Genomic DNA, 25,678 nt, shown 5'->3' on the forward strand with positions numbered 1-25,678 from the left:
ATAAGATATGAGGAGGAAATATGAAAAAATTTTTTGGTCTGGTTTTATGTGCTCTTTTCATGTTCTCGGGTTGCATCATCTCGATAACCCCGGGCAACAAGTCAACCGTAATCATTAATGCAGGGGATTCACAGACTTTCACCGTGAACAGTTCAAGCACTACCATTGCATGGACAATGGATGATGCACTCATCCCGTCGGCAACAGGAACAACATATATCTATTCCCCTGATAATGCCGATGCAGGAGACCACGTTCTTGTCGTTATGGATGGAACGGGAGACTCCAGGACATGGAACATAACGGTAGTTGCAACCGAACCCGAACGGCAAATTGTCGTTTACAGGGACAATACCGAAAACATCCTCAATCTGCCGGTTACTCAGGAAACAAACGTGGTAAGAAACAACGCGTACTCGGTCGGACCGATTAACATTCCCCCGAACAGCCTTGTAGAAGTATTCTTCCAGTGCGAACTCACAAACGACCTCGGATACAATGTCGGCGTGGGCAGGCAGATCATAAGGACGACAAGCGCTGCATCCACAAGCGGCACGCCCATCAACCGGGCAGTCATGAGCAATTCGACGCCTGCAGAACATCATTATGTCCTTGTCCATTTCGGTACGGAAGTTGTCGGTACAACCGGTCTGACAAATGTCTATTACAACGTCCCGCTCTGGCTTGTTTCGACCTCGGCAACATCAGGCGCTACCATGAGGCTCGAGCCTGGTTATGGCGAACTGGTGGTGAAAGTTTCTCCTATGGATTAAGCGCCTAATTATTACAGTGGGCATTGAACCGCCCGCTGTGCTATCATGCAACCCTGCCGGAAGGTTTCCGGCAGGGTTTTTTATAACTTCAGGAGGAAAGATATGGTAATTCCCGAATTTATCTTAAGGAAACTTTTTGTAAAAGGGAGCCTCAAAAAAGAGAACGAAGGTTTCAGCTTCTCTATAAACAACACATTCGCACCGGCTACGCTTCTTTCCGTAGGCCTTGATGTCGACGGCACCGCAATTGACAAGAACAGGCTTGCAATGGGCCCCGAAGACGGTGAACTTGTGGCGGCGGAAAAAATCACGCCCGATAATCCGCTGCCCCTTTCCGTGGGTGTCATCTATAAGATAACTGCATCCGCATCCTCAGGAAAAGGAAGACTGACGATCAGGATAGACACGAAAGAAGCCGGAGAGATAGCTTTCACAGTACAGGCGGGTGGTGAAGAAGTATCCGGTTCGGCGAAAAAACGATTCAAGACCCCTTCATTTCTGATACCTTCACTCAAGGCCCAGGTGACAATCGATCTCGACGACGAACTTGGCGAAATCAATCCCTTTGTTTACGGACATTTCATCGAGCACTTAGAAAGATGCATATATGACGGCATCTGGACCAGGGACGGCTCGGCCGTAAGAAGAGACACTTTCGATCTGATAAACGCATTGAAACCTCCCGTCATAAGGTATCCGGGCGGCAATTTCGCAAGCGGCTATCACTGGGAGGACGGCATCGGCCCCAGAGAAAAGCGCCCCGAAAGGTTCGATGAGGCATGGCAGTCGCATGAAACAAACATGGTAGGTACTGATGAATACATAAGATTCTGCAGGATGGCAGGCGCGGAACCTTTTCTTGTGGTAAACGACGGCAACGGCACACCGGAGGAAGCGGCCCGATGGGTAGCATACTGTAATGAAAAGGCGAACGGCCAGGAAGGCGGCCGCAGGGCTGCAAACGGCCATACTGAACCCCATAATGTAAAAATCTGGGGAGCGGGCAACGAAGTCTGGGGACGCTGGCAGATAGGTCATACAGGCCCCGCGGAATACGCGCAAAGACTCAGGAAGTTCGTTTCCGCCATGCAGGAGGTCGATCCTGAAATACATATAGTAGCAGTGGGCGACAAGGTCCATACCGATTCACCGGACGACCCTGGTTATATATGGAACAGGACTGTCCTTGAAGAAGCCGGGGACATAATCGATTCCATATCGTTTCATATATATCAGCCGGAAAACGAAGGGTGGAAGGAGAGCTATGACATGGAAAGCCTCCATAAAACGGTATGCGCAGCACCTCTTTCCGCTGAACGCGTCATAAAAAGAATCGCCCGACAGATAAGAAAATATGCGCCCGGGTCAAACATCGGCATCACTTTTGACGAGTGGAACCTGTGGCTGCCTCCTGCGCCCGGGGCATCGTCAATGCACAACATAAACTACTGCATGCGTGACGCGGTTTACTGTGCTGGCATGCTGAATGCTTTTCAACGCCAGTGCAAAGACCTGTTCATGGCGAATCTCGCTCAACTTGTAAATGTGCTCCCCGCAATTGTTACTGACGAATCAAGAGCCTTTGCCACCGCCATCTATTACCCGTTCCTGATGTACACAAGGATGCAGAAACTGTCCGTAGGTTTGAGCATAGAGAGCCCGTTATTCGACTCCGATGCACTGGGTAATATCGAGGCCTTCAAAAATGTCCCGTGGCTTGATGCAGTGGCTACACGCTCTTATGACGAGCGGCGTCTCGCAATCGGCCTTGTAAACCGCCACCCCTCAAGACGGATGAAAATAGGCATAAGCCTCAAAAATACAGGGCCCGGGATTCACCCTGTACGCATAAGCATTCTCTCAGCCGAATCGCCGCTCGTTGAAAACAGCTTTGCCTCACCACATGCAATAAGACTTGAAGAAAAACCTTTGAATGTTAAGGCGGATTCATTTAGTATCGAGATTCCGGCATGCTCCGTAGCAGTGCTGGACTAATCATAAGGAGGAATTCATGAAGGTAAGGAAAGGAATAATTGTTGGGCTGCTTTTCGCATTTACGACAAGTCTGGCAGGCTGCATGGGAGGCGTCGGTACAGCCGCAGTACTGTCGGCTATCGTTTACTATGAGGTGAGCAAAACCCATGACATCGCCGAAGTCGAACTCAAGGCGACACCGGATGCGATCTATCAGGCGGCAATCAAAACTGCGGGTAAAAACCCCGACGTCTCCATCGTAAAACAGGACGACAAGGACAAGACCATTGAATTTAAAAAGGGAGACAGGGAGGCCACCCTTAAAATCAAGGAGAAGAAGGACGGATTCTCTCTGCTGACCATCGAATCAAAGAAAACCAAGAGCGAAGATGTGAGCACGCCCAATCTGGTGCTTGAATCAGTAAAGAAGATATGTGATGAAATGGGCATAGAATACAAGGTAGAGCCCAAGAAAAAGTTCTAATCAATTCCCCGTTTTATCATTGATAAATTGAAGCAGGGTTTCTGCAATTGCAGAACCCTGCTTCTGAACATCCTTTTCAGTCGCACCCTTCGAAAGGACATATTGGGCCGCCATCGTATACGGGTTTTTTGTTATCAGCCCTCCGGGGATCTTTTTTGCACCGCTTTCAGAGCCGATATGAAGAAAAGGCCCGCCGGATTTTTCTGAAAGATCATAAACATCAACTTCAATCTGGATGCTTTCGGCGCCCTTCCCGAAACCTACCGTAGAGCTGAGCGCCCTGTTACCTTCATCAACCTTTGAGAACCATCCCGCTACAAGCCAGCCATCGGAAGGCAGATTAAGGTCCTGAGGAACAAAATCCTTTCTGAGACCCGAAGAATTCGGACAATAATCCACATTCTGCCCTGCATCCTTCAAACCCTTGATTATGGAACCCGACAGGGCTGCGATCAGTTTTGCAGCCTTCTGAGAAGGGTCATCATCCGGTTTGAGTGCATCAAGTCTCTTTTTCACAATACCATCCCTCTTGATTATCGATTCTTTCTGCAACTGGTCTGGATCAAGGTGGAAGTCCGTGACATATATGATGGAAGGCCTTGCAATTGCCTTTGTCTTATTATCCCCGTCCTGCATGAGGGCGGCATCATCCTTACATGTAGAACTCTGGGCAACAGCTGCTTCTGAGGCTGATGCCGGGGTTGTTGACGCCAGAACTCCGCAAATCAAAGCAAGCAGCACAGTTTTCAAGGTCTTAGACATATGAACACGGTCCTTTTTATTTAATTTGTTAGTCTATGCCCATTATCATTGTAACAAAAAACAAAAAATAATTTTTATTTGCTCAATAAAAAATTTAAGATTACCGTTTAGTCATTATAATATTGGGTGAACAATAATCAGGAGGGATTATGAACCGAATGAAATCATTTTTTTCATTAAAAGGGCTGAGACCGGAAACAATCATAAAGATCACTTCAGCGGCGCTTGTTCTGTCCTTATTCCTGGGCGCGGGATGCGAAAAAATTAAAATGATGAAAGTAAAGAAAATGCTGGGCAACCAGGAAACCGCAGTAAGCGTCATGACAGTCAAGCCGAAGGATACTCCTATTGTTTTCGAGTACATCGGAGAGACCGAAAGTTCCCATATGGTCGAGATCAGGGCAAGGGTCCAGGGGTTCCTCGATCAGCAGCTTTACGAAGAAGGGCGCATGGTAAAGGCAAACCAGCCCATGTTCATTATAGACCAGAAGCCTTTCAAGGCTAACCTGCAGGCGGCAAAAGGACAGCTTGCCCAGCAGGAGGCCAGGCATTCGACCGCACTTGCCAACCTGAACAGGATAAGGCCTCTGGCTGCAAAGAATGCGGTCAGCCAGAAGGATCTTGATGATGCGGTCGGACAGGAGCAGGAAACAGCAGCCGCTGTCATCGCAGCAAAAGCCCAAGTGACAGAGGCTGAACTCAACCTGAGCTACACGGTAATAAGCTCACCGATTGACGGCCTGTCTTCAAACGCCAAGAAGCAGACCGGAAGCTACATATCCGCAGGGCCGGACAGCCTTCTTACATATGTCGCCCAGATTGATCCCATGTGGGTCAACTTCAGCATTTCCGAAAATGAATATCTGAGCCTTGTTAAGCAGACGCAGACAAAAGAAATGATAATACCGGAGTATGGAGACTTCGATGTCGAGATAGTCCTTGCCGATGGCTCCGTTTACCCCCAGAAAGGCAAGCTCATGTTCGCAGACCCGTCCTTCAGTCTTGAAACCGGCACATTCCTTGTAAGGGCTCAGGTCAACAATTCGAAAGGAATGCTGAAACCGGGGGAATTCGTAAGGGTCCGCATGAAGGGAGCAATCAGGCCTAATGCGATTACAGTTGCCAGGAGTTCGGTGCTTCAAGGCGCAAAAGGCAATTTCGTATGGATAATCAAAAACGACGGCAAGGCATCGGTCAGACAGATAGTTCTGGGACAATGGGTCGGCAACGATGTCATAGTCAACAGCGGCCTGTTCGCCGGTGACAAGGTCGTTGTCGACGGTTTCCAGAAGCTTTCGGAAGGCCAGAAAGTCGATAAGATTACCGAGGTCGCCGCTTCCACCGACAACAAACCTCAAAGTGTGTCTGTGGCAAAAACCAAGTAGAAGGGGAGAATAGACATGTTCTCCAAATTCTTTATCGAAAGACCCATATTCGCATCTGTCATATCCCTGATAATAGTTATCGGAGGAGGGGTCGCCCTTTTTAACCTTCCCATCGCTCAGTACCCTGATATCACCCCTCCCTGCATAACCGTCTCGACCGTATATCCCGGCGCAAGCGCGGAAGTCGTATCCGACAATGTCGCAGCCCCGATAGAGCTTCAGGTGAACGGCGCTGACAACATGATCTACATGCAGTCCGCCTCTTCCAGCACGGGCAATATGACGCTGAGCGTATATTTTGATATAGGCACCGATCCGGACATGGCGCAGGTCGATGTTCAGAACAGGGTTCAGACCGCCATGCCGCAGCTGCCTGATTCGGTCCAGCAGCAGGGCGTTCAGGTGCAGAAAAAATCAAGCGCCTTCATGATGATAATCGCGGTATATTCGCCGGGTGGAAGGTATGACCAGAACTATGTCGCCAATTACGCTAACCTTTACGTGCTCGATGCGATAAAGAGGATCGAAGGCGCAAATCAGAGCGCCATTCTGGGCATGCCGGACTATGCGATGAGGATATGGCTAAAACCCGATAGGCTGGTGCAGCTCGGCCTTACCGCAACCGACGTGGCAAACGCCATTAAAAACCAGAACCAGCAATTCGCGGTAGGAAAGATAGGACAGTCTCCGACAAACGGCAGGGTGGAGCAGACTTTCTCCGTGGCGACAAAAGGCAGGCTTACCGAACCCGGCGAGTTTGAAAACATTATTCTGAAGACGCAGCAGAACGGCGCCATAGTACGGCTGAAGGACGTAGGCAGGGCCGAACTCGGTGCAAAGGACTACTCGGTCAGATGCAGGTACAACCGCCAGACCGCCACCCTGATCGCCGTATATCAACAGCCGGGCGCAAATGCAATTGAGGTCTCAAAGAAGGTCAAGGCCACCATCGCCGACCTGTCAAAATCATTCCCCGACGGAATCGCATGCAAGGTATCGCTGGATACGACATCGTTCATCAATGCATCGATCAAAGAAGTCGAGATAACTTTCCTGATCGCCGTTATACTGGTAATCCTGGTCGTATTCCTGTTCCTGCAGAGCTTCAGGGCAACGCTCATCCCGATACTGGCGGTTCCCATATCGATCATAGGCACCGCGGCAGGCATGCTGCTCTTTGACTTTTCAATCAACATGCTGACGCTGTTCGGTATGGTGCTCGCAATCGGTATCGTCGTTGACGACGCCATAGTCGTCGTCGAGAATGTCGAAAGGAACATGACGCAGCACAAGCTGCCTCCCAAGGAGGCGGCGATAAGGGCCATGGAGGAGGTGTCCGGTCCTGTCGTGGCGATCGTGCTCGTGCTGTGCGCCGTCTTTGTCCCGGTCGCCTTTCTTTCGGGAATGACAGGACAGCTCTATAAGCAGTTCGCCATAACCATCGCAATATCCGTCGTGCTGTCCGGGCTCATGGCCTTGACACTGTCTCCTGCAATGGCTGCACTCATACTAAAGGAAAGGGGAGAGTCCAAATTCTTTTTCTTCAAATGGTTCAACAACGCATTCGGAAAATTCACAAACAAATATGTCAGCGGCGTTAGCAAGATCATAGGAAAAAGAAAGGTTAGCCTGATAGTCTTCGCGGTCATGATCATAATTACTGCAATCATGTTTAAAGAGGTCCCGACCTCGTTCGTCCCGACCGAGGATCAGGGCTACCTCTTCGGAATCTCTCTGCTGCCCGATGCTGCAAGCCTAGACAGGACGCAGGACGTGGACAGCAAGGCTGCCGACTTCTTCCTGAAACAACCGGCGGTACAGGATGTAAGCGAATTCGACGGATACTCGCTGATCGACTCCCAGATAAAAACAAATGCCGGTGTCCTTTTCGTATCGCTCAAGGATTTCGAGGAGAGAAAGGGTATGAAACTTTCCGCCCCCATGCTTCAGCTGGCGGCAATGCTTGAGTTCAGGAAATACAAGGAAGCCCAGGTGTTTCCCGTCAATCCCCCGTCCATACCGGGGCTTGGAAACATGGGAGGGTTCCAGTTCTGGATACTGAACAAGGGCGAAGGAGACATTACAAAACTCCAGGAGGTCACTGACAAATTCGTCGAAGAGGCACAGAAAAGGCCCGAGCTTGCCAGCATATCCTCGACACTGGAAGCCTATTCACAGCAGATGTGGGTCGATGTGGACAGGGAAAAAGCGGAGGCCCTGAAGGTCCCTGTTCAGGATGTCTACCAGACGATGCAGATACTCTTCGGCTCCGCATATGTAAGTCAGTTCACAAAGTTCAGCAGGCTCTGGCAGGTCATCGTGCAGGCCGAATCCCAGTACAGGATTACGCCCGAGTCGCTGGGTATGGCCTATGTCCGGTCCAATGACGGTAACATGATACCCCTGAAAGCAGTCATGACTTACAAGTATTCATCCGGCCCCGACATCGTTTCGAGGTTCAACAATTTCCCGGCATCGAGCGTAACCGGAAACGCCGCATCGGGATACAGCTCGGGCCAGGCGATCGATGCGATGGAAGACGTTGCGGCGAAAGTGCTGCCGCAGGACTTCAGTTTCTCATGGATGGGAGAGGCTTTTGAGGAAAAGAAATCGGGTTCCGCCTCTTCAATGGTTTTTGCATTCGGTCTGGTAATGGTATTCCTTATCCTGGCGGCGCAGTATGAGAAGTGGTCGCTTCCTCTGGGAGTCCTCATGGCCGTGCCGTTCGCTCTGTTCGGCGCCATGCTGGCCATAGTCCTGAGGGGTATCGAGAACGATATCTATTTCCAGATCGGACTTCTTACACTGATTGCACTCGCAGCTAAAAATGCCATTCTGATATTCGAGTTTGCAGTCGACATCAAAAAGGAGGGAAAGAGCGCCGTCGAGGCAGCCGTCGAGGCAGCAAGGCTGAGAATAAGGCCGATCATCATGACATCACTGGCCTTCATACTGGGATGCGTACCTCTCGCGATAGCCACAGGCGCATCAGCCAACAGTAGACATTCCATCGGTACAGGAGTTATAGGAGGCATGCTGATGGCATCGCTTGTTGCGATATTCTTTATTCCCATGTTCTTCGTGCTCCTCTCAAAAGACAAAAAGATGGATAAGCCAAATGCCGAAAATGAAATACAAAAATCATCCGGGGAGGCGGTTTAATATGAAAAGGCTCTCTCTGTATCTTTTATCAGCGTTAATTATTTCAGGGTGTGCCATAGGCAAAGACTACAAAAGGCCTGAAATTGACATACCTGAAAAGTTCAGCATCCCGGAAAAGGCCGCAGAGGAACAGATCGATTCTGCATGGTGGGAAGGCTTCAATGACCCCAAGCTGAATGTTCTGATTGTCGAGTCGATAAAACAGAATCAGGATGTCAGGATAGCCGTTGCGCGCATAAACGAATACGCCGGACGCTATCAGGCCACCAGGTCTGAAATGTTCCCTCAGGTCGGCGCGGGCGCACAGGGCGGACGGCAGAAGATACCGGACTATGACATCCTGTCGCAGATGGGAATGAATCCGACCTACAACACATGGACTGTGAGCGCCAATGCAAACTGGGAGCTTGACATATGGGGAAAGTTGAGAAGGGCCAACGAGGCGGCCAGGGCTGACCTGCTGTCTCAGGAATACGCAAAAAGGGCCGTACTGTTGAGCCTTGTCACATCGGTGGCGCAGGGATATCTGAATCTTATAAATCTCGACCTGCAGCTCGTCATCTCTAAGCAGACTGCCGACAGCCGAAAGGGGACACTCAAGATCTTCCAGGACAGGTATGCGGGAGGTGTCGTATCAGAGGTTGAGCTGAACCAGGTCATTTCAGAATACCAGCTTGCCCTTGCCAAGATACCCCAGATAGAAAAAGCCATATCACAGCAGGAAAATGCCCTGTGCGTATTGCTCGGCAGGAACCCCGGACACATCGACAGAAATATGGATTTAAACAATCAGAAGATGCCGCCCATACCTTCAGGGCTTCCATCCGACCTCCTGGAGAGGCGGCCGGATATAATGCAGGCGGAGCAGGCCCTGATCGCGGCCAACGCCAAGATCGGCGTTGCGAAGGCGCAATATTTCCCGAGCATATCCCTTACAGGCGCATTGGGAACAACCAGCGCGGAGCTGTCGGACCTGTTCACCGGACCCGCACAGGTATGGAATTTTTCAGTCCCGATCACCATGCCAATATTTACGGCAGGCGCCATAAGAGGACAAGTAAAGGCCGCCGAAGCGGTCAGGGAGGAAACTCTGGCCAATTACAAAAAGACAATTCAGGCTGCTTTTGCTGATGTTGATGATTCACTTACGGGCTACCAGAAGATAACCGAACAGGGCGCTGCACAGGAAAAGCAGGTTCAGGCGCTAAGGAACTACCGTGACCTTTCATATCTCAGATATGAAAACGGATATACCGATTATCTGGAGGTTCTGGATGCGGACAGCAGGCTTTTCGATACAGAACTTTCCTATGTGCAGACAAAGAGCAATCAGGCATTTGCTGTTGTAAGCATATACAAAGCAATGGGTGGAGGCTGGAAAACAGCCGAGACCATACTTGATCCGCCAAAGCCGGACGTCAAGAAAGCGGACAAGAAATAGCAGCCGTTTATGGATAAGAATGGATAATCTTCAGGAAAGCATCCTTTGTCATCCTGAAAGAGGAGTTTTATGTAAAGAACCGGTCTATGAAAAGACCATTTTATATGTCAGGTAGGAGGTAACATGGCCAGATCGAAAATGCCGGCAAGGGATGTGATAACGCTTGCGCTGATGGTGCTCATGTTTGTATTTCTGCAGGCGGATACCAACGTTATGACCGCGATACTCACCGACCTGAAGGCCGAGTACGGGGTAAGCGAAGTGACGCTGGGATTCATCGGATCTCTCTTCACAATACTGGGCGCTATCGTAAGCATATTCTTCGGGTACTTTTCCGACAAGGGATCCAGAAAATGGCTGCTCGTGCTCATAGTCCTCATAGGCGAAATCCCGTGCATATTGACAGGCATACCCGCACTTACGAAAAGTATAGAGATGTTCGCTCTATGGCGCATACTCTCGGGCATTGGACTGGGCGGCATATTCCCTCTCACCTTCTCTCTTCTGTCCGACTACTTCCGCGAGGAAGACCGGGCCGTCGCCTCTGCATGGCTTGGTGTGGCATGGGCCATAGGCATTCTCTTCGGCATGATGGCGGCCGGTTTCCTGACGCCGATGAACCTGTTCGGCCTTGGATGGAGGCTGCCCTTCATAGTGGTCGCAGCACCCAACATACCGATAGCGATAATATTCGCTCTTTATGCAAAGGACCCGGAAAGGGGCCGCAGGGAAGCAGCTCTCGAGGAACTCATCGACGCAGGCGCCGAATACAAGCAGAAGATCCGCCTGAGCGACTTCAAGTACGTCTTCTCTAACAGGACGAACATCTGGTCTTTCCTCCAGGGGCTTCCCGGCACCGTGCCCTGGGGCATTCTCAGCTTCTGGATAATATACTTCTTCGAGCAGGTCAGACACATCAGCAAGGAAAAGGCGACATTCGTAATCACAATGCTCGGAGTCGGAGCAACCATAGGCGGCCTGCTGGCAGGATATATCGGCGAATGGCTCTACAAAAAAGACCCGAGGTTCATGCCCGCCTTCTGCGGCGTTTGCGTCCTTTTGGGGGTGATTCCTGCATTCATGCTTGTCAATATTCCGATTGACCCGTCAGGATCCGGCTATCAGGTTTATATAATACTTGCGATAGTGACAGGGTTCTTCGTATCCGCTGCGGGTCCGAATGTAAGGGCCATACTCATGAACGTCAACCGCCCTGAGAACAGGGGAACCGTGTTTGCCTGCTTTAATATTACCGACAACATAGGCAAAGGCTTTGGACCGGCAATCGGCGGGCTTGTGCTACCGCTGCTAGGCTATATCGGCATGATGAACTTCGCCGTTTTCTGGTGGATTCCCTGTGGGCTGATATTCTTCATGATAATGCTCTATATAAGAAAGGATCGCGACGCACTCTTAAAGCTTATGGCCGAGCGCGCCGAGGAAATGAAAAAAAGCTCTTAGATAATCAACCTGCCTTGGAACGGTTCCCGGGACAGGCTGATTCTAGAAAACAGGGGCGGAATATTTTAATCAGCATACATTTTCTCTTCCTTCCTGTATCGCTTAATGACGGAAATGACGCTTCTCCTGCTCAAGAGGGAAACACAATCCTTATAAACAATCATTTCCTGTAAGTTTCTCGAAAATTCTGCCGATAGGTAAAATATGGTTGGTCTATCTGTTCAAAAGGATGAATGAAATTATGCACAGATTGTTTTCCGGACTGCGTTTTCAGCTGGTCCTTCTGATATTGATAATAGTCCTGCCCCTGTCGGGACTTTTTATATATTCAGCCTTTGAACAACGCCGCATCGATATGGGTCAGATAAACACAGATGTAATTAAATTGACAAAGGTCTCGGCAAACCAGCAGCAGAGATTTTTTGAAAACTCGAGGGAGATACTTCTGTTGCTTTCCCTTCTGCCTGCAATCAGGGACAACAACCCGTCAAAATGCAATGAAACATTTTCAAGATTATTAAGTCTCTATCCTTTCTACTCTAACATAGCCGCCTACAGCCCTTCGGGAGACTGCTTCTCCAGCGCCATACCTCTCAATAAAGCCATCAATTCCTCAGGTGAGGCATGGTTCAAGCGAGCAGTACTGAGCAGGAACTTCTCGATCGGGAATTATCATACGAAAGGTTCCATTACGGGCAGGAAAGGAATCAGTGCCGCTCTCCCTGTATATGACGAGGCGGGCGCCTTGAAAGCCGTATTAAGGGTTTCCATCGACCTTTCGATGCTGGGCAATTTGATAACGGAGAACCTTCTTCCTGATGGAGCGGTAATCATTGTATCCGACCGCAACGGCACCATACTTGCCCGTAACCCTGATCATGAAAAATATGTGGGGAAGACCTTCAACAACATTCCCATGATACGGGGGATGCTGAAAAACGACAGTAATGACCTGATACCAGTCAAGGGTATGGACGGCGTAGAAAGGCTCTGTTCATTTGCCGAGGTCAGGATAGCACCTGAGGCGGTTCTTTTTCTGGTCACGGGCATATCCAAATCTGTTGCTGTATCCAGGATAAACAGATCGCTAGCATATAATCTTACAGGGCTGTTACTCTTTACACTGCTTGCCATAAGCCTCGCCTGGTACGGCGCAGACAAGCTTCTGATAAGCAAGATAAACAATCTGCAAAGGGCAACCGAAAGATTGAGTACGGGCAGCCTCGAGGAGCGCTCCGGGTTCAGGGACTACAACGGCGAGATAGGCTCTCTTGCGTACTCTTTCGACAACATGGCCGATTCTCTCGAACAGCGCCAGAAGGAAATAGATGATGCGCATGAGTCCATGATGGTCCTCAATGAAAGGCTTATAGCAACACTTGATGCCATTCCCGATTACCTGTTCGAGGTGGATGAATTTGGCATTATCTATGACTTCAGGGCGCCTCAGCCGGAGAAAATGCAAGTGATGCCTGAACTTTTTGTAGGCAGGAATGTCCGGGACATACTCAGTGAAACCTCCACCGCCATAGTCGAAAAAGCGATCAGTGAGGCAAGAGAAACCGGCGTACATTACGGTTCGTCATACTCCTTTGAGACATCGTCCGGCACACGCTGGTTCGAACTCTCGATCGCTTCCAAGGGCGATACGGCCTCATCCGAACGCAGGTTCATCGCCATAGCCCATGACATAACCACTCAGAAACGCATGGAAGAGGAACTCCGCCGGAACGAAACGAAATACCGTGAAATCTTCAACAATGCCTTTTACGGGATATTCCGTTCGTCATTCGGAAAGAAATTCGTCGATATGAACAAGGCCCTCTCGGACATGTTCGGCTATGACTCTCCAAAGGAGATGATTGACAGTGTATCGGACATAGAGGAGCTTTACGTAAATCCCGTCGAACGGGAGAAAATGAAAGCAGAACTCATAAAAAGCGGCTTCGTAAAAAACCTTGTAATTGAATTAAAGCATCGAGACGGTCACCATATCTGGGGAAGGTTCAATGTGCAGGCCATTCTGGATGAAAACAGAAATGTTATCCTATACGAAGGTTCGGTTGAAGACATAACAAAGATGAAACAGGCCGAGGATGCCCTCAAGCAGAGTGAAGAGAGATACAGGATGATCATTGAGAACAGCTATGACATAATCTTCAATCTGAACGACAGAGGCGATTTTACTTACCTCTCGCCTTCATTCGAAAAAAATACAGGATATAAAATATCGGAAACGCTGGGAACCCAATTCTTAGATATACTGCATCCCGACGATATTCAGAAATGCATGGAGGCATTTACCGAAACATGCTCCGGAAAGCTGGTATCAGGGACCGAATACCGTTTCAGACACAGTGACGGCAGCTGGCACTGGTACAACATAAACGGCTCCATATACCATGACTCCAAAGGCTCTTTCGTAAGCCTCACCGGAATCGCATGGGATGTCACCAAGCGCAAGCTGGCCGAGGAGGAGCTTCATAAGAAATCCGCTGAGCTGCAGCTTATATTCAATAATATGATCAATGCATTCGTCGTCTGGGAGTCTTCGTTCGACCAGGACGGCAATTATGTAAGCTTCCGCTTCGGACAGTTCAACGATGCCTTCACAAAGATTACCGGACTCAAGAACGAAAACATCCGGGGAAAGGATGTTTTCGACGTCTGGCCGGAAACCGAACAGAGCTGGGTGGATGCATACGGCAGCGTTGCCCTGACAGGCGTCCCCCGAATATTCGACATGTATCACGGACCTACAAAAAAATGGTATCACTGCAATGCCTACCGTCCTTCTGATTCGCAAAACCATATATGCGTAATATTCGAGGATATTACTGAACTCAAGGAGGTTGAGGAACAGCGCATCAACCTCGAGAGGCAGCTCCAGCAGACGCAGAAGCTTGAAGGTCTGGGCGTGCTTGCAGGAGGAATAGCCCACGACTTCAACAACATATTGATGGTCATAACCGGCAATGCGGATCTTGCTTTGATGGATATCCCCGAGCAGTCTCCGGCCGCATCCAAGATCGAGAACATCAAAAAGGCTTCCTTCCGTGCAGCGGACCTGTGCAAGCAGATGCTGGCCTACTCGGGAAAAGGGCGTTTCATGGTCGTTCCGATCAACCTGTCGGACCTTATCAACGACATGAAGAACATGCTTGAGATATCTGTCTCCAAAAAGGTCAGCCTCAGATACTATCTCGGCAGAGACCTACCTTCAATAAATGCCGATGTGGCCCAGATACAGCAGATTATACTCAATCTGGTTATCAATGCCTCGGAAGCGCTCGATGATAAAAAAGGCAATATCGTTATCTCAACAACAGGACTTGAATACAACAGCAAGGATGATAGCGCAACGCTTTCCTACGGCGAAATCAAGGAGGGGGGCAGCTGCGTCTGTCTCGATATTACCGATGACGGATGCGGTATGGATAAAGAGACGGTTGATAAAATCTTTGACCCGTTCTACACCACCAAATTTACCGGAAGGGGACTGGGGCTCGCAGCCGTTCAAGGCATTGTACGCGGGCACAAAGGGGCAATAAAGATATTCAGCGAAATCGACAAAGGGACGACATTCAGGATATTTTTCCCTGCAATCGAAAAAGCCGCGGTTGATTTCCGCACACCATCCGGGAAGCAGAAAGATTGGACCGGCAGCGGAGTCGTCCTGATAGCGGACGATGAGGAATATGTATGCAATATCTGCAAGCAGCTGCTGGAAAACTGGGGGTTCGAGGTTTTAATCGCATCTGACGGGAAAGAGGCGCTGAACGTCTTCAGAGAAAACTCCGATATAATCAGTCTAGTGCTCCTTGATGTGACAATGCCTGAAATGAACGGTGATGAGGTCTTCAGGGAAATTCGGCTCATCAACCCGGAGATGCCGGTAATAATGAGCAGCGGATATGGCGAGCAGGAAGTGGTGAGCCGTTTTGAGGAAAACAATCTGTCGGGATTCGTACAGAAACCGTATCATTCCGACACCCTTAAAAGCGTAATAAGAAAGGCCCTGGCCAAACAATAGATCCCCCCAGCTATTTAACACTCAGAATTCATTCATTGATTTTGATGCCCAAGGATTCAGGCTGAAATATTATTTCGTACGGTCTAAAGAAATTGAATATTATATCCGTTATAAACAATAGAATGTTCAATAATTTTGAAGGAGACTCTTGAAATGTCTTCAATATGGTTGATCATTTGTTCCATTGCGGCGTTCGCTGTTGCTTACAGATATTACGGGGCCTTTATCGCCGCCAAGGTACTGGCTCTTGACCCGGCAAAAATGACCCCGGCATATAAGCTCCGCGATGGTGTCGACTACCAGCCCACCAATAAATGGGTGCTTTTCGGGCACCACTTCGCAGCTATATCAGGTGCCGGACCGCTGATCGGACCCGTATTGGCTGCACAGTGGGGGTTCCTTCCCGGATACTCGTGGATAATAGTCGGGGCATGCCTGGGCGGCGCCGTACATGACATCACCATCCTCCTTCTCTCGGTAAGGCATGACGGAAAGTCGTTCCCCGATATCGTTAAATCCATGCTCGGCCGCAGGGCATGGCTTGCTGCTTCCATCGCGACATTTTTCAGCCTGATAGCGGTGCTGGCAAGCACATCGGTCGTTGTAGTGAACGCGCTCGCACTAAGCTCATGGAGTGTATTCGTCATATTCATAACCATCATAGCAGCACTCATCACAGGTCTCTGGATGTACAGGATCCGGCCGGGAAAAATCTTCGAGGCCAGCCTGATCGGCATTATAATAGTTCTTGCAGGCGTATTCATAGGAAACCCTTTTTCGAATTCCCCTTACGGACACCTGTTCATGTTCAGCAAACACACAATGTCGATAATCCTTCCGTCATACATACTTATCGCCTCCATCCTGCCGGTCTGGGTACTGATGTGCCCCAGGGACTACCTGAGTTCATACATGAAGATCGGTGTCGTCATCGTGCTGGCGGTCGGGATACTTCTTGCAAACCCGCATCTCAACATGCCCGCACTCTCACCATTTTTACACAACGGCCCGATAATAAGCGGAGGTGTATGGCCGTTCATGTTCATCACCATCATGTGCGGCGCGGTTTCGGGCTGGCATGCACTGGTTTCGACGGGCACGACACCCAAGATGCTCATGAATGAAAAGCACGCGCTTCCCATCGGTTTCGGCGCAATGCTTACCGAAGGGTTCGTTGCGGTCATGGCACTCATCGCCGCATGCGTGCTCCAGCCCGGAGATTATTTCGCAATCAACATGCCCCAGGATACAGATAAACAGAAGGCCGCCTATGTCTCTTTCGTAAACGACAGCTCGGCGGGAACTCAGATGAATCTCAACCCTGTCGACCTGAAAACGCTCGAAGACGAAACCGAGGAGAAACTCGCAGGAAGGACAGGCGGCGGGGTAACACTCGCCGTAGGCATGGCCAAACTCTTCACCCACCTGCCGGGCATGAAAAAACTCGGCTCCTACTGGTATCACTTCATCATCATGTTCGAGGCGCTCTTCATAATGACGCTGCTGGAGACAGGCACGCGTGTGGGCAGGTACATTCTGCAGGACGTTATAATAAAGGAGTCGAGGGTGAAAACGAACCACTACGACTGGAGGCTCAACATCATGACGAGCTTTGCAGTCTGCTTCTGCTGGGGATACCTGCTATATACCGGGACTCTCAATTCCCTGTGGACGCTCTTCGGCATATCCAATCAGCTTTTTGCGGCCACAGTGCTGGCCGTCGGCACATGCTGGATTCTTCAGAACTCTGCAAAAAGGAAATACGCTCTCATAACCGCACTGCCCTGTTTGTTTTTAACCGTTACGGCAACCACCGCCGGAGTAATAAGCATAGGGAGGTGGGGAAAAGCGTTTGCAGGCATCCCTTCAAGTGACATCACCGGCATCATCATGCAGATAATACTTATTGGCATGGCCTTTCTTCTGATAATATCGTCGCTGTACATGGTCTACATGTCTTTCATGAGACCGTTAAAGGGAGATTATGCAGATAACGTTCGATGAAAATAAACAGATATTCCACCTGAGAGCGGGTGGCGCCAGCTATATAATGAAGGCCGCCTATGGTGAACTCCTGCATCTGTACTGGGGAAAGGCCCTGAGCGACCCGGACTGCTCGTACCTGCTCAGGCCTGCCATGAGAGCGTTCTCTCCGGATACCCACCCTGACGAGCTTGGCATATCTCTCGATATCCTTCCTCTTGAATATCCGTCATCAGGCACAGGAGATTTCAGGCAGCCAGCATTCATCGTCGAGACCGCGGACGGAGCAAGACTGGCAGAGCTCAAATATTCAGGCCATAAAATACTTACCGGCAAACCGGCGCTTCCCGGCCTTCCTTCAACTTATATCGAGATGCTCTACGAGGCGGATACGCTCATCGTCGAGATGAGGGATGACGTCATCGGGCTTGCGGTGGAACTCACATATACCACCTTCAGAAATTATGACGCCATCGCACGTTCGGCCAGGTTTATCAATAATTCCGGTTCCGATATAAAAATATTGAACGCCATGAGCGCAAGCGTCGATTTCATGGACGCAAACTACGATATGCTCCAGCTCTCGGGAGCATGGGCGCGCGAAAGGCATGTCGAAATCAGGCCGCTCGCGCCGGGCACCCAGTCGATTGAAAGCAGGCGCGGTACATCCAGCCACCAGCAGAACCCTTTCATGGCGCTTATCAGCAAGGGATGCACGGAATTTTCGGGCGAGGCCTACGGGTTCTCCCTCGTCTATTCGGGCAATTTCCTCGCCACGGTCGAGGTCGATCAGTTCTCGACAGCAAGAGCCTCGGTAGGCATAAACCCATACTGTTTCTCATGGGTACTCAAACCCGGCGAAAGCTTTCAGACGCCCGAGGCAGTTCTGGTCTATTCAGCAGAAGGGATTTCCGGCATGTCGGACACGTACCACAGGCTCTATCGGAACAACCTGTGCAGGGGCATCCACAGGGACATTCCCCGGCCTGTTCTTATCAATAATTGGGAAGCAACCTACTTTGAATTCAACGAGGAGAAGCTTCTCGAAATTGCAAAGGCCGCTTCAGCAATCGGGGTCGAGCTTTTCGTACTCGACGACGGCTGGTTCGGCGTTCGCAACGAGGACAACTGCTCTCTGGGCGACTGGGTCGTGAACACGGACAAGCTCCCGGGCGGCATAAAAGGGATTGCCGAAAAGGTCAACGCGCTCGGCATGAAATTCGGACTCTGGTTCGAACCCGAGATGATATCAAAGGACAGCGATCTCTACAGGGCTCACCCTGACTGGTGCCTTCATGTAAAAGGAAGAAGACGGACCGACTCGAGAAATCAGCTCGTGCTCGACCTGTCCAGACCCGAGGTGTGCAACTACATCATCAACAGCGTAAGCGCCGTGCTCAAGAGCGCGCCGATCGCATACGTCAAATGGGACATGAATAGAAGCCTTCTTGAAGTCGCTTCTATTTCGCTGTCTTCAGAAAAGAAACAGGAAACATTCCACCGATATATGCTCGGACTATACCGCGTGCTCGAAACCATAACCTCCGCATTTCCCGAAATCCTCTTTGAGAGCTGTTCGGGAGGAGGCGGCAGGTTCGACCCCGGCATGCTTCACTACATGCCGCAGACATGGACCAGCGACGATACGGACGCGGTCGAGCGCCTCAAGATCCAGCATGGCACCAGTATTGTCTATCCTGTAATCTCAATGGGGGCACACGTTTCAGCTGTTCCGAATCACCAGGTGCATCGTTCGACGCCTCTGATAGCACGTATCCACACGGCCATGGCCGGTAATTTAGGGCTTGAGCTCGACCTGTCGAAACTCTCGCAGGATGAAACAGCCATTCTCAAAACTCATATCGACCTGTACAAAAAAGAAATAAGGGACACAGTTCAGTTCGGTAGAATGTACAGACTTATAAGCCCGTTCGAAAGTAACATGACGGCCTGGCTTTTTGTAAACGAGGACCAGTCAAAGGCTGTGCTATTCTTTTTCCGTGTGCTTGCCGAGGCGCAGGAGCCCTTCAGGACAATAAGGCTTACCGGTCTTGACCCTGAAAAAACATACAGGGAAGCCGTATTCGGAGCCCGGTACAAGGGTGATACCCTGATGAAGGCGGGGCTTCCTTCGCCTATTTTCATTGGAGATTATGGCAGCGCGCTGATAAGGTTTGAGGCTGTTTGACCTTTTCAATTTGAAAAAAGGAAAAGCCCCGGTTTATCATTACCGGGACCTTCTTTTTCATTTATCGCTTCCCAGTATTATCGGCAGGCCTGTTTTGGTGTTGCCTATGACAACCACCTTTGTATTCTGGCTGTTGGCGAGTTTCTCGGTCGCCTCGATCCCTTTCCATTCAAGCAGCTGCGGGCTTATGCCCTGGGCCACTATTTTCTGGAAGTCAGCGATGCCCTGCGCTTCGATTCGTTTGCGCTCGGCCTCCTGCTGCTCCTTCTGAAGCACGAACTTCATCTGCTCGGCCTCCTGTTCGCGTTTGAGTTTTTCCTGAATGGCGTTTGCCACAACCGTCGGAAGGCCTATCTTCCTGAGCAGCACCTGCTCGGTTATTATGCCTCGGTCTTTTGTTATCTTTGAATACAGTTCCTTGACCTCTCCCGCAAGCTTGTCCCTTTCAGCCGAATACAGCGTTTTCGCATCATATGAAGCCGTAATTTCCCGGATGGCTGAACGCAGCTGGGGTTCAACAATAATTTCCTGATAGCTTTTGCCCACTGTTTTATAAATATTCACGGCCCTGGCAGGGTCTATCCTGTAGATAAGAGAGACATCCAGATTTATTATAAGTCCTTCCCGCGACGGGGTGTCTGCCTCTTCCATAATCGTCAGGGACCTTGTGGACATCTTGATAACTTTAGTAAAAGGGATGATCAGCCTTATCCCTGGAGAGAGCGTGTCGCTGGACACATAGCCGAAAAAGTCCTTAACACCGACATATCCGGCAGGAATAACCACTATGGGCCTTGCTGAAAAGAGGATTACCAGCACCACTACCGCAACCACTATAAGGATCCCTTTTGATCTGAATGCGCCTGTTTCCATTCTACTCCCTCCTTGCAATCAATTTATTCCGGGCAATAAAAAAGGCTGTCTGAGACAGCCTTCCTATTTCTTATATGTCCCGTTCGATTCAACACGCTTTTTGACGCCTTCCATATAGCCCGGAAGCGTGCTGTTCGTCATGAACCTTTCCGCAAAACCGGGAACCGGTACCGATGTTTCCACAATCGGCGCATAGTAGTAAACTGTCTTTTTTCCGTTATCATAAGGTTCGATATATTCAAATCCTTCGACGTTTTTGAGTCCGCTTGTGGCCCTGGTTATCTTTATCCCCTTCTTCTGGTATTCATCCACAAGATGCTGAGAAACAAGGCTCCAATCCTGCCTCATGTTTTTCCCGTCGAACTTTACATCCAGAGTATAAATAACGGTGAGAACGGGAAACTTGAGCTTGCCTTCAAAAAGGACCTCTCCCGTCTCGCCGGGTTCAATGGGTTTGATAACACCGACTGTTTTGTAGTATTCAAGACCGGGTACGAACTCCCCCATGGAATTCCAGTCGCAAAGATATTTCCAGGTATTCTCTGGTGTAGAGTTGATAAGAAGCACGCCTATGCCCCTTTTCTTCTTGCCTTCTCCCTCAACCTTCATCTCGACTGTGAACGTCTGGAGCTTTCCCGCTTCCAGCTTTGCCTTGTCTATCTTGAGATTCAGCTTTTCCTGCGCAAACAATGCACCAGGAAGAAAAAAAACAAAACCAATCAAAACTGCAACTATTCTTCTCATTTTATTCCCCTTTGTATTTTTTTATATTCGATGAAATATATTCCGCACATCTTGCGGCAAACGCCATTATTGTTACCTGCTGATTGACGCCTAGCGAAGTCGGAAACGGACTGCCGTCAGGTATGAACAGGCCTTTTATATCATGAGATTCAAGATTTGTATCGACAACTGATTTTCCGGGATCATTTCCCATACGGCATGTCCCCAGCGGATTAAATGCCATGATCTCAAAGTGCCATGGTTTAATTTTGAGGTTTCTGAAGCGGTTAAGCTCCTCCCTGCTGTTGATGACCGGCATGGTACTGCAGCAGGTGAATACCCTTTTAGCGCCGGCGGCAAGAAACATCTCCGCAGTTATGCACAATCCCTTGTGAAGCTTCCCCGCATCCTCCCGGTTCATTGAATAGTACGCCCGAAAGGCTTGACCGAACATTGCCGGTTTCACACTGCCCCGGGTCGAGTCGCTAATCATGACACCGAAAGCAGCAAGATTTTTATAATGCTTCATAAGGTATTTGTGCTCCTCCCCCACACCGGGTAACGCCATTGCCATAACCCCGGGCGGGACAAACATCCCTTCAAGCATTATGCCCTCATCCATGAAGGCGTCTATATAACAGCCCTGTGAAACCCCGTAATGGCCGTTCACCTCTTCGTCCATCTCGGCCACAACTCTTCCGCACGGGTGGATCGTCAAACCTTTTCCGACAAGGCCGGATGTGTTGGCAAGTCTGTTCTTAAGCAGGAATGCTGGAGTTATGAGAGCCCCCATTGCAAGGCAGACCACATCGGCCTTTACTTTTACCCTGTAGCGCCTCCTTTTTGTCATCGGGTCGATTATGAGACCTTCAACACCTCTGACGCGACCGTTCTCGACATTAACCTTTGTAGCCCTGCAATTGGCGTATATATCAGCACCCGCTGCAGCCGCACCGGGAATATATGTTACGTCCATTGACTGCTTGGCGCCCCTGATACAGCCCCACTGGCAGCTTCCGGCGCCTTTACAGTCCCTGACGTTATGTTTGAGCGGCTTTGCCTCATACCCCAGAGCGTTTGCCCCTCTCTTCACTATCTGATAGCTATTCCCAAGTATGTCTTCACTCAGCTCCGTAACATTGATCTCTCTTTCGACTTTATCGAAATATCCGCTCAGCACGTCATAATCGATACCTTCGCAGCCATATTCAGTGATCCATTTTTCAACGACACCGCGCGGCGTTCTCATGCATATCGCGGAATTGACAGTCGTCGTACCGCCTACCGTCATGCCCATTGTTATTGACACCGGAGGCAATCCAAAAGCGATCGTTGCCCCGCCGTCACGGTACATCATACCCATCATGTTGCCGGGGTCCTGATTGAAATCTTTTTCTGTAAAATATCCGCCCTCTTCCAGCACTACGACCTTAAGCCCCTTTACGGCAAGCTCCTTTGCAACGACTGCCCCTCCGGCGCCTGAACCGATAATGCATACATCGGCCTTTATATCTACATGGCCCTTTATATCCTTACATTCCTTAATCATATTTGACCCCTAGCCTCTGACACCTTTATACCCCTGACTGTTATCGAATTTTTCTTTGTATCCTATGGCATCCTTCACTTCGATGATTCCGTAAAAAGCGGGAAACACAAGCACTTTGACTATCAGCAATGAAAACGGCCCAGGAAACGCGGAATTCTCGATGAGATGCAGAAGTTCGGTTCGCTCCTGTTCATCCATATTGACAAGCTGTTTGAATTTTCCCATAAAAATGACAGGCCAGGCATAATTCAGTATATGCACCATCACCCTGAGCGTAAACCGGGTAACAAAAGGCATTCTTGAAAGTATGAAATCCGTCCTGGGAAGCCACTTGTCTTCAATATCGGCAGCCCCGAGTTCGAAGCTGGCACCTCCTCTGGGAATTATTCCGCCTGCCATTGCGGCGATAATCTTCGCATCTTTTTTGCTAAGAACTTTATAAGGCATACCTGTCTCCTTAGAAGGCATCAAATAATATCAGGATTTTACCAACCTTAAAGATTTCAGGAAATCATACATTTCTCTCAACGGGAAATACACAATGGAACTGGATATGATTTTTTCTGTTGCCATATCAGATATAGTTCCATAGCAGGTGACATGCGTCCTGTGAAGATTCCACGGCCATATGTTCACCTTTTCACCCACATATCTGTATCCCCTGTCATCGTCCCCTTTGAAATCGAGCTCGTAGCGGATCTTACGTTCCGAGAAATACATGAGTTTCAGATATCCTTTGCAGTCGGCCTTGTTTACCAGACCACCCACTGTAATAAAACCACTGGCGCTGCTCACAAGAAACTCTTTTGAGCGGGGATTCAGGAATTTGAAAAGATCGCCGTTGCCCCATGTCAGGGAAAAATTAATGGGCAGTTCCCTTCCGCCGTAAGAGCCGTCGGAAAAAGTATGTGTCCCGATCATTATTTCATCCATCTTGAATCCAACCATGATACCCTCACAACCCTGCCTGTTTTTTGATAAGATACGAGGCAAATGAAAAAAGATCAAAGTCGGGGAAACAACCCCATCTCATTAAATTTATTGATGTTTATTAAAGCATCTGCAAAAGTAGCGTATTGGCCGTTTTTTGTCAAAGAAAAAGATGTTAGTATATCAGCCGGTTGATACATTACAAAGAGGGGTTTCATGTGAGCCATATATCCGAAAACATCATAAGGATTCTCAAAGATATTCCTGAGAACGTCAGGGTTGTTGCTGCCGCAAAATCAAGAAACCTGGAAGAGGTCAGAGAAACCATTGAAGCCGGAATAACAATGATCGGAGAAAATTATCTGCAGGATGCCAAAGGCATCATCAGCGAGATTGGAGATATGGCATCCTGGCATTTCATAGGACATGTCCAGAAGAACAAGGTCAAGCATATCATTCCCATGTTCGATATGGTGGAAACCGTCGATTCGAAGGAACTGGCCCTGCTGATCGACCAGACTTCAGCAAAGCTGGGCAGGATCATGCCGGTACTGATAGAGGTAAACAGCGGGCGTGAAGAGCAGAAGGCCGGCGCAATGCCCGAGGAAGTCCCGGCACTGGCTGAATACATGAGCACGCTCAAGAACATACGGCTAAACGGACTCATGACAATGGGACCCTTTGTCGATGACCCGGAGAAATTAAGACCCTGTTTCAGGCTGACACGGAATCTCTTTGAAGAACTCAAGACAAAAAGCCTGCCGGATACGGAAATGAAATGGCTTTCAATGGGCATGAGCGATTCGTACAGGATCGCTATCGAAGAAGGCGCAAACCTGGTCAGGATAGGGACTCTGATATACGGGCCGAGACCGCCTAAAGTTTACTGATTTCCGGCCTCTTCTCCGGTTGATGCGGCCGACCTGGGTTTCCAGACAAAACTCGCCACACCCACGCTGAATTCATAAAGCACCAGAAGCGGTACCATCATAAGCATCATGCTGACAGGATCGGGCGGGGTGAGAACCGCCGCAACAATGGCTATGGCCAGTATAGCATATCTCCTCTGTTTCCTGAGGAATTGAGGGGAGACAATGCCTATCTTTGCAAGAAAGAAAATTATGACCGGAAGCTCGAATATCGCTCCGAATGCAATCAGCAGCGTTACTGTAAAGCTCAGGTATTCGTTCAGCTTTGGCATTGCGTATATATCGCCTGATGCATATCCTAGAAGGAATTTGAAGCCGAACGGAAACACCACGAAAAAGGCGAATGAAGCCCCGAGCAGAAAAAAGAACGTGGCCATGAGCACAAACGGTATGACATACCTGCGTTCCTTCTCATACAGACCCGGCATCACGAATTTCCATATCTGATAAAAGATAACGGGTGCCGCCAGGATCAATCCGGCAAAGAATGATACCTTGAGGTATGTTACAAACGCCTCGGGAAGGGCGGTGTAAATCAGATGAGACCCGGGCGGCATAGCGTTTACCAGAGGTTTGATAAGAAATCTGAAAATCTTCTCCGAAAAGCCGTAGCTCAATGCAAACCCTGCCGCTATGGCCAGAAGACTTTTTATAAGCCTTGATCTCAGCTCGGAGAGATGGTCTGTGATGGGCAGCTTCGGGTCATCCAATCAGTCTGCCCCCTGTTTGATATTATCGTCCACATCTTTTGATTCAGATGCGGTTTCAGCCGGAGAATCTTCAGTCTTGCCGTCCTTGTCATCGGACTCCGGTTTTGCTGAATTGTTCCTGTCTTCTCCGGCTATGTCTATTTCCCGCTTCAGGTCGCTCGTAGCACGCTGGAACTCTCCCATTGCCTTGCCGAGCATCCGGGCAAGATCGGGCAACTTGTTCGGCCCCAGTACGATAAGGGCTATCAAAAGTATTATAAATAGTTCCGTTCCACCTATGCCGAACATGCGAGCCCTTATAGGATGAACAAATCAGGG

At 49.5% G+C, this 25,678-nt stretch carries 19 protein-coding genes; 11 read left to right on the forward strand and 8 right to left on the reverse strand.

Features of this window, described 5'->3' with window-relative positions; genetic code table 11:
* Window positions 1-20: 20 nt before the first annotated feature.
* From VIS94_14950 to VIS94_14960, 3 genes are all read left to right on the forward strand, one after another.
* Window positions 21-773 carry a hypothetical protein gene (locus tag VIS94_14950; protein ID HEY9162373.1) on the forward strand — a complete coding sequence of 251 codons (753 nt, stop codon included), beginning with the start codon at window positions 21-23 and terminating at the stop codon, window positions 771-773.
* A gap of 102 nt (window positions 774-875) precedes the next feature.
* Window positions 876-2,768: an alpha-L-arabinofuranosidase C-terminal domain-containing protein gene (locus VIS94_14955; GenBank protein ID HEY9162374.1), complete on the forward strand. Its 1,893-nt coding sequence runs from the start codon at window positions 876-878 to the stop codon at window positions 2,766-2,768.
* 16 nt (window positions 2,769-2,784) lie between these two features.
* Window positions 2,785-3,231: a hypothetical protein gene (locus VIS94_14960; GenBank protein ID HEY9162375.1), complete on the forward strand. Its 447-nt coding sequence runs from the start codon at window positions 2,785-2,787 to the stop codon at window positions 3,229-3,231.
* Here VIS94_14960 and VIS94_14965 read toward each other — a convergent pair whose 3' ends face one another.
* On the reverse strand, window positions 3,232-3,993 hold the full coding sequence (locus VIS94_14965; GenBank protein HEY9162376.1) for a DUF4410 domain-containing protein: 762 nt from the start codon (window positions 3,991-3,993) through the stop codon (window positions 3,232-3,234). It lies immediately after the preceding gene.
* A gap of 149 nt (window positions 3,994-4,142) precedes the next feature.
* Between VIS94_14965 and VIS94_14970 the strand changes: the two genes are divergently transcribed.
* From VIS94_14970 to VIS94_15000, 7 genes are all read left to right on the forward strand, one after another.
* Complete coding sequence (locus tag VIS94_14970; GenBank protein ID HEY9162377.1) at window positions 4,143-5,378, forward strand: efflux RND transporter periplasmic adaptor subunit; 1,236 nt, start codon at window positions 4,143-4,145, stop codon at window positions 5,376-5,378.
* Between the two features lie 15 nt (window positions 5,379-5,393).
* Complete coding sequence (locus tag VIS94_14975) at window positions 5,394-8,540, forward strand: multidrug efflux RND transporter permease subunit (GenBank protein HEY9162378.1); 3,147 nt, start codon at window positions 5,394-5,396, stop codon at window positions 8,538-8,540.
* A gap of 1 nt (window position 8,541) precedes the next feature.
* Window positions 8,542-9,981, forward strand: coding sequence for an efflux transporter outer membrane subunit (locus VIS94_14980; protein HEY9162379.1), 1,440 nt, complete (start codon window positions 8,542-8,544; stop codon window positions 9,979-9,981).
* A gap of 123 nt (window positions 9,982-10,104) precedes the next feature.
* On the forward strand, window positions 10,105-11,442 hold the full coding sequence (locus VIS94_14985) for an MFS transporter (GenBank protein HEY9162380.1): 1,338 nt from the start codon (window positions 10,105-10,107) through the stop codon (window positions 11,440-11,442).
* Between the two features lie 241 nt (window positions 11,443-11,683).
* Window positions 11,684-15,475: a PAS domain S-box protein gene (locus VIS94_14990; protein ID HEY9162381.1), complete on the forward strand. Its 3,792-nt coding sequence runs from the start codon at window positions 11,684-11,686 to the stop codon at window positions 15,473-15,475.
* A 153-nt stretch (window positions 15,476-15,628) separates the two neighbouring features.
* Window positions 15,629-17,479: a carbon starvation protein A gene (locus VIS94_14995; protein HEY9162382.1), complete on the forward strand. Its 1,851-nt coding sequence runs from the start codon at window positions 15,629-15,631 to the stop codon at window positions 17,477-17,479.
* Window positions 17,460-19,646: an alpha-galactosidase gene (locus VIS94_15000; GenBank protein ID HEY9162383.1), complete on the forward strand. Its 2,187-nt coding sequence runs from the start codon at window positions 17,460-17,462 to the stop codon at window positions 19,644-19,646. The genes VIS94_14995 and VIS94_15000 overlap by 20 nt, the downstream gene beginning before the upstream one ends.
* Window positions 19,647-19,703: 57 nt before the next feature.
* Here VIS94_15000 and VIS94_15005 read toward each other — a convergent pair whose 3' ends face one another.
* The 5 genes from VIS94_15005 to VIS94_15025 form a co-directional block, all read right to left on the reverse strand.
* A complete protein-coding gene (locus VIS94_15005; GenBank protein ID HEY9162384.1) occupies window positions 19,704-20,519 on the reverse strand; it encodes a prohibitin family protein in 816 nt (271 codons plus the stop codon).
* 63 nt (window positions 20,520-20,582) lie between these two features.
* Window positions 20,583-21,263: a hypothetical protein gene (locus tag VIS94_15010; protein ID HEY9162385.1), complete on the reverse strand. Its 681-nt coding sequence runs from the start codon at window positions 21,261-21,263 to the stop codon at window positions 20,583-20,585.
* 1 nt (window position 21,264) lies between these two features.
* Complete coding sequence (locus VIS94_15015) at window positions 21,265-22,791, reverse strand: GMC family oxidoreductase (protein HEY9162386.1); 1,527 nt, start codon at window positions 22,789-22,791, stop codon at window positions 21,265-21,267.
* Window positions 22,792-22,800: 9 nt separating this feature from the next.
* Complete coding sequence (locus VIS94_15020) at window positions 22,801-23,238, reverse strand: hypothetical protein (GenBank protein HEY9162387.1); 438 nt, start codon at window positions 23,236-23,238, stop codon at window positions 22,801-22,803.
* Window positions 23,239-23,268: 30 nt separating this feature from the next.
* Window positions 23,269-23,739 carry a hypothetical protein gene (locus VIS94_15025; protein HEY9162388.1) on the reverse strand — a complete coding sequence of 157 codons (471 nt, stop codon included), beginning with the start codon at window positions 23,737-23,739 and terminating at the stop codon, window positions 23,269-23,271.
* A 200-nt stretch (window positions 23,740-23,939) separates the two neighbouring features.
* Between VIS94_15025 and VIS94_15030 the strand changes: the two genes are divergently transcribed.
* Window positions 23,940-24,611, forward strand: a complete 672-nt coding sequence (locus VIS94_15030; GenBank protein ID HEY9162389.1) for a YggS family pyridoxal phosphate-dependent enzyme — start codon at window positions 23,940-23,942, stop codon at window positions 24,609-24,611.
* Here the strand turns inward: VIS94_15030 and tatC are convergent.
* On the reverse strand, window positions 24,605-25,360 hold the full coding sequence (gene tatC, locus VIS94_15035; GenBank protein HEY9162390.1) for a twin-arginine translocase subunit TatC: 756 nt from the start codon (window positions 25,358-25,360) through the stop codon (window positions 24,605-24,607). The genes VIS94_15030 and tatC overlap by 7 nt on opposite strands.
* Window positions 25,361-25,648, reverse strand: coding sequence for a twin-arginine translocase TatA/TatE family subunit (tatA, locus tag VIS94_15040; protein HEY9162391.1), 288 nt, complete (start codon window positions 25,646-25,648; stop codon window positions 25,361-25,363).
* Between the last annotated feature and the right edge of the window lie 30 nt (window positions 25,649-25,678).

It is taken from the genome of Desulfomonilia bacterium, assembly GCA_036567785.1.
GTDB lineage: Bacteria > Desulfobacterota > Desulfomonilia > UBA1062 > UBA1062 > DATCTV01.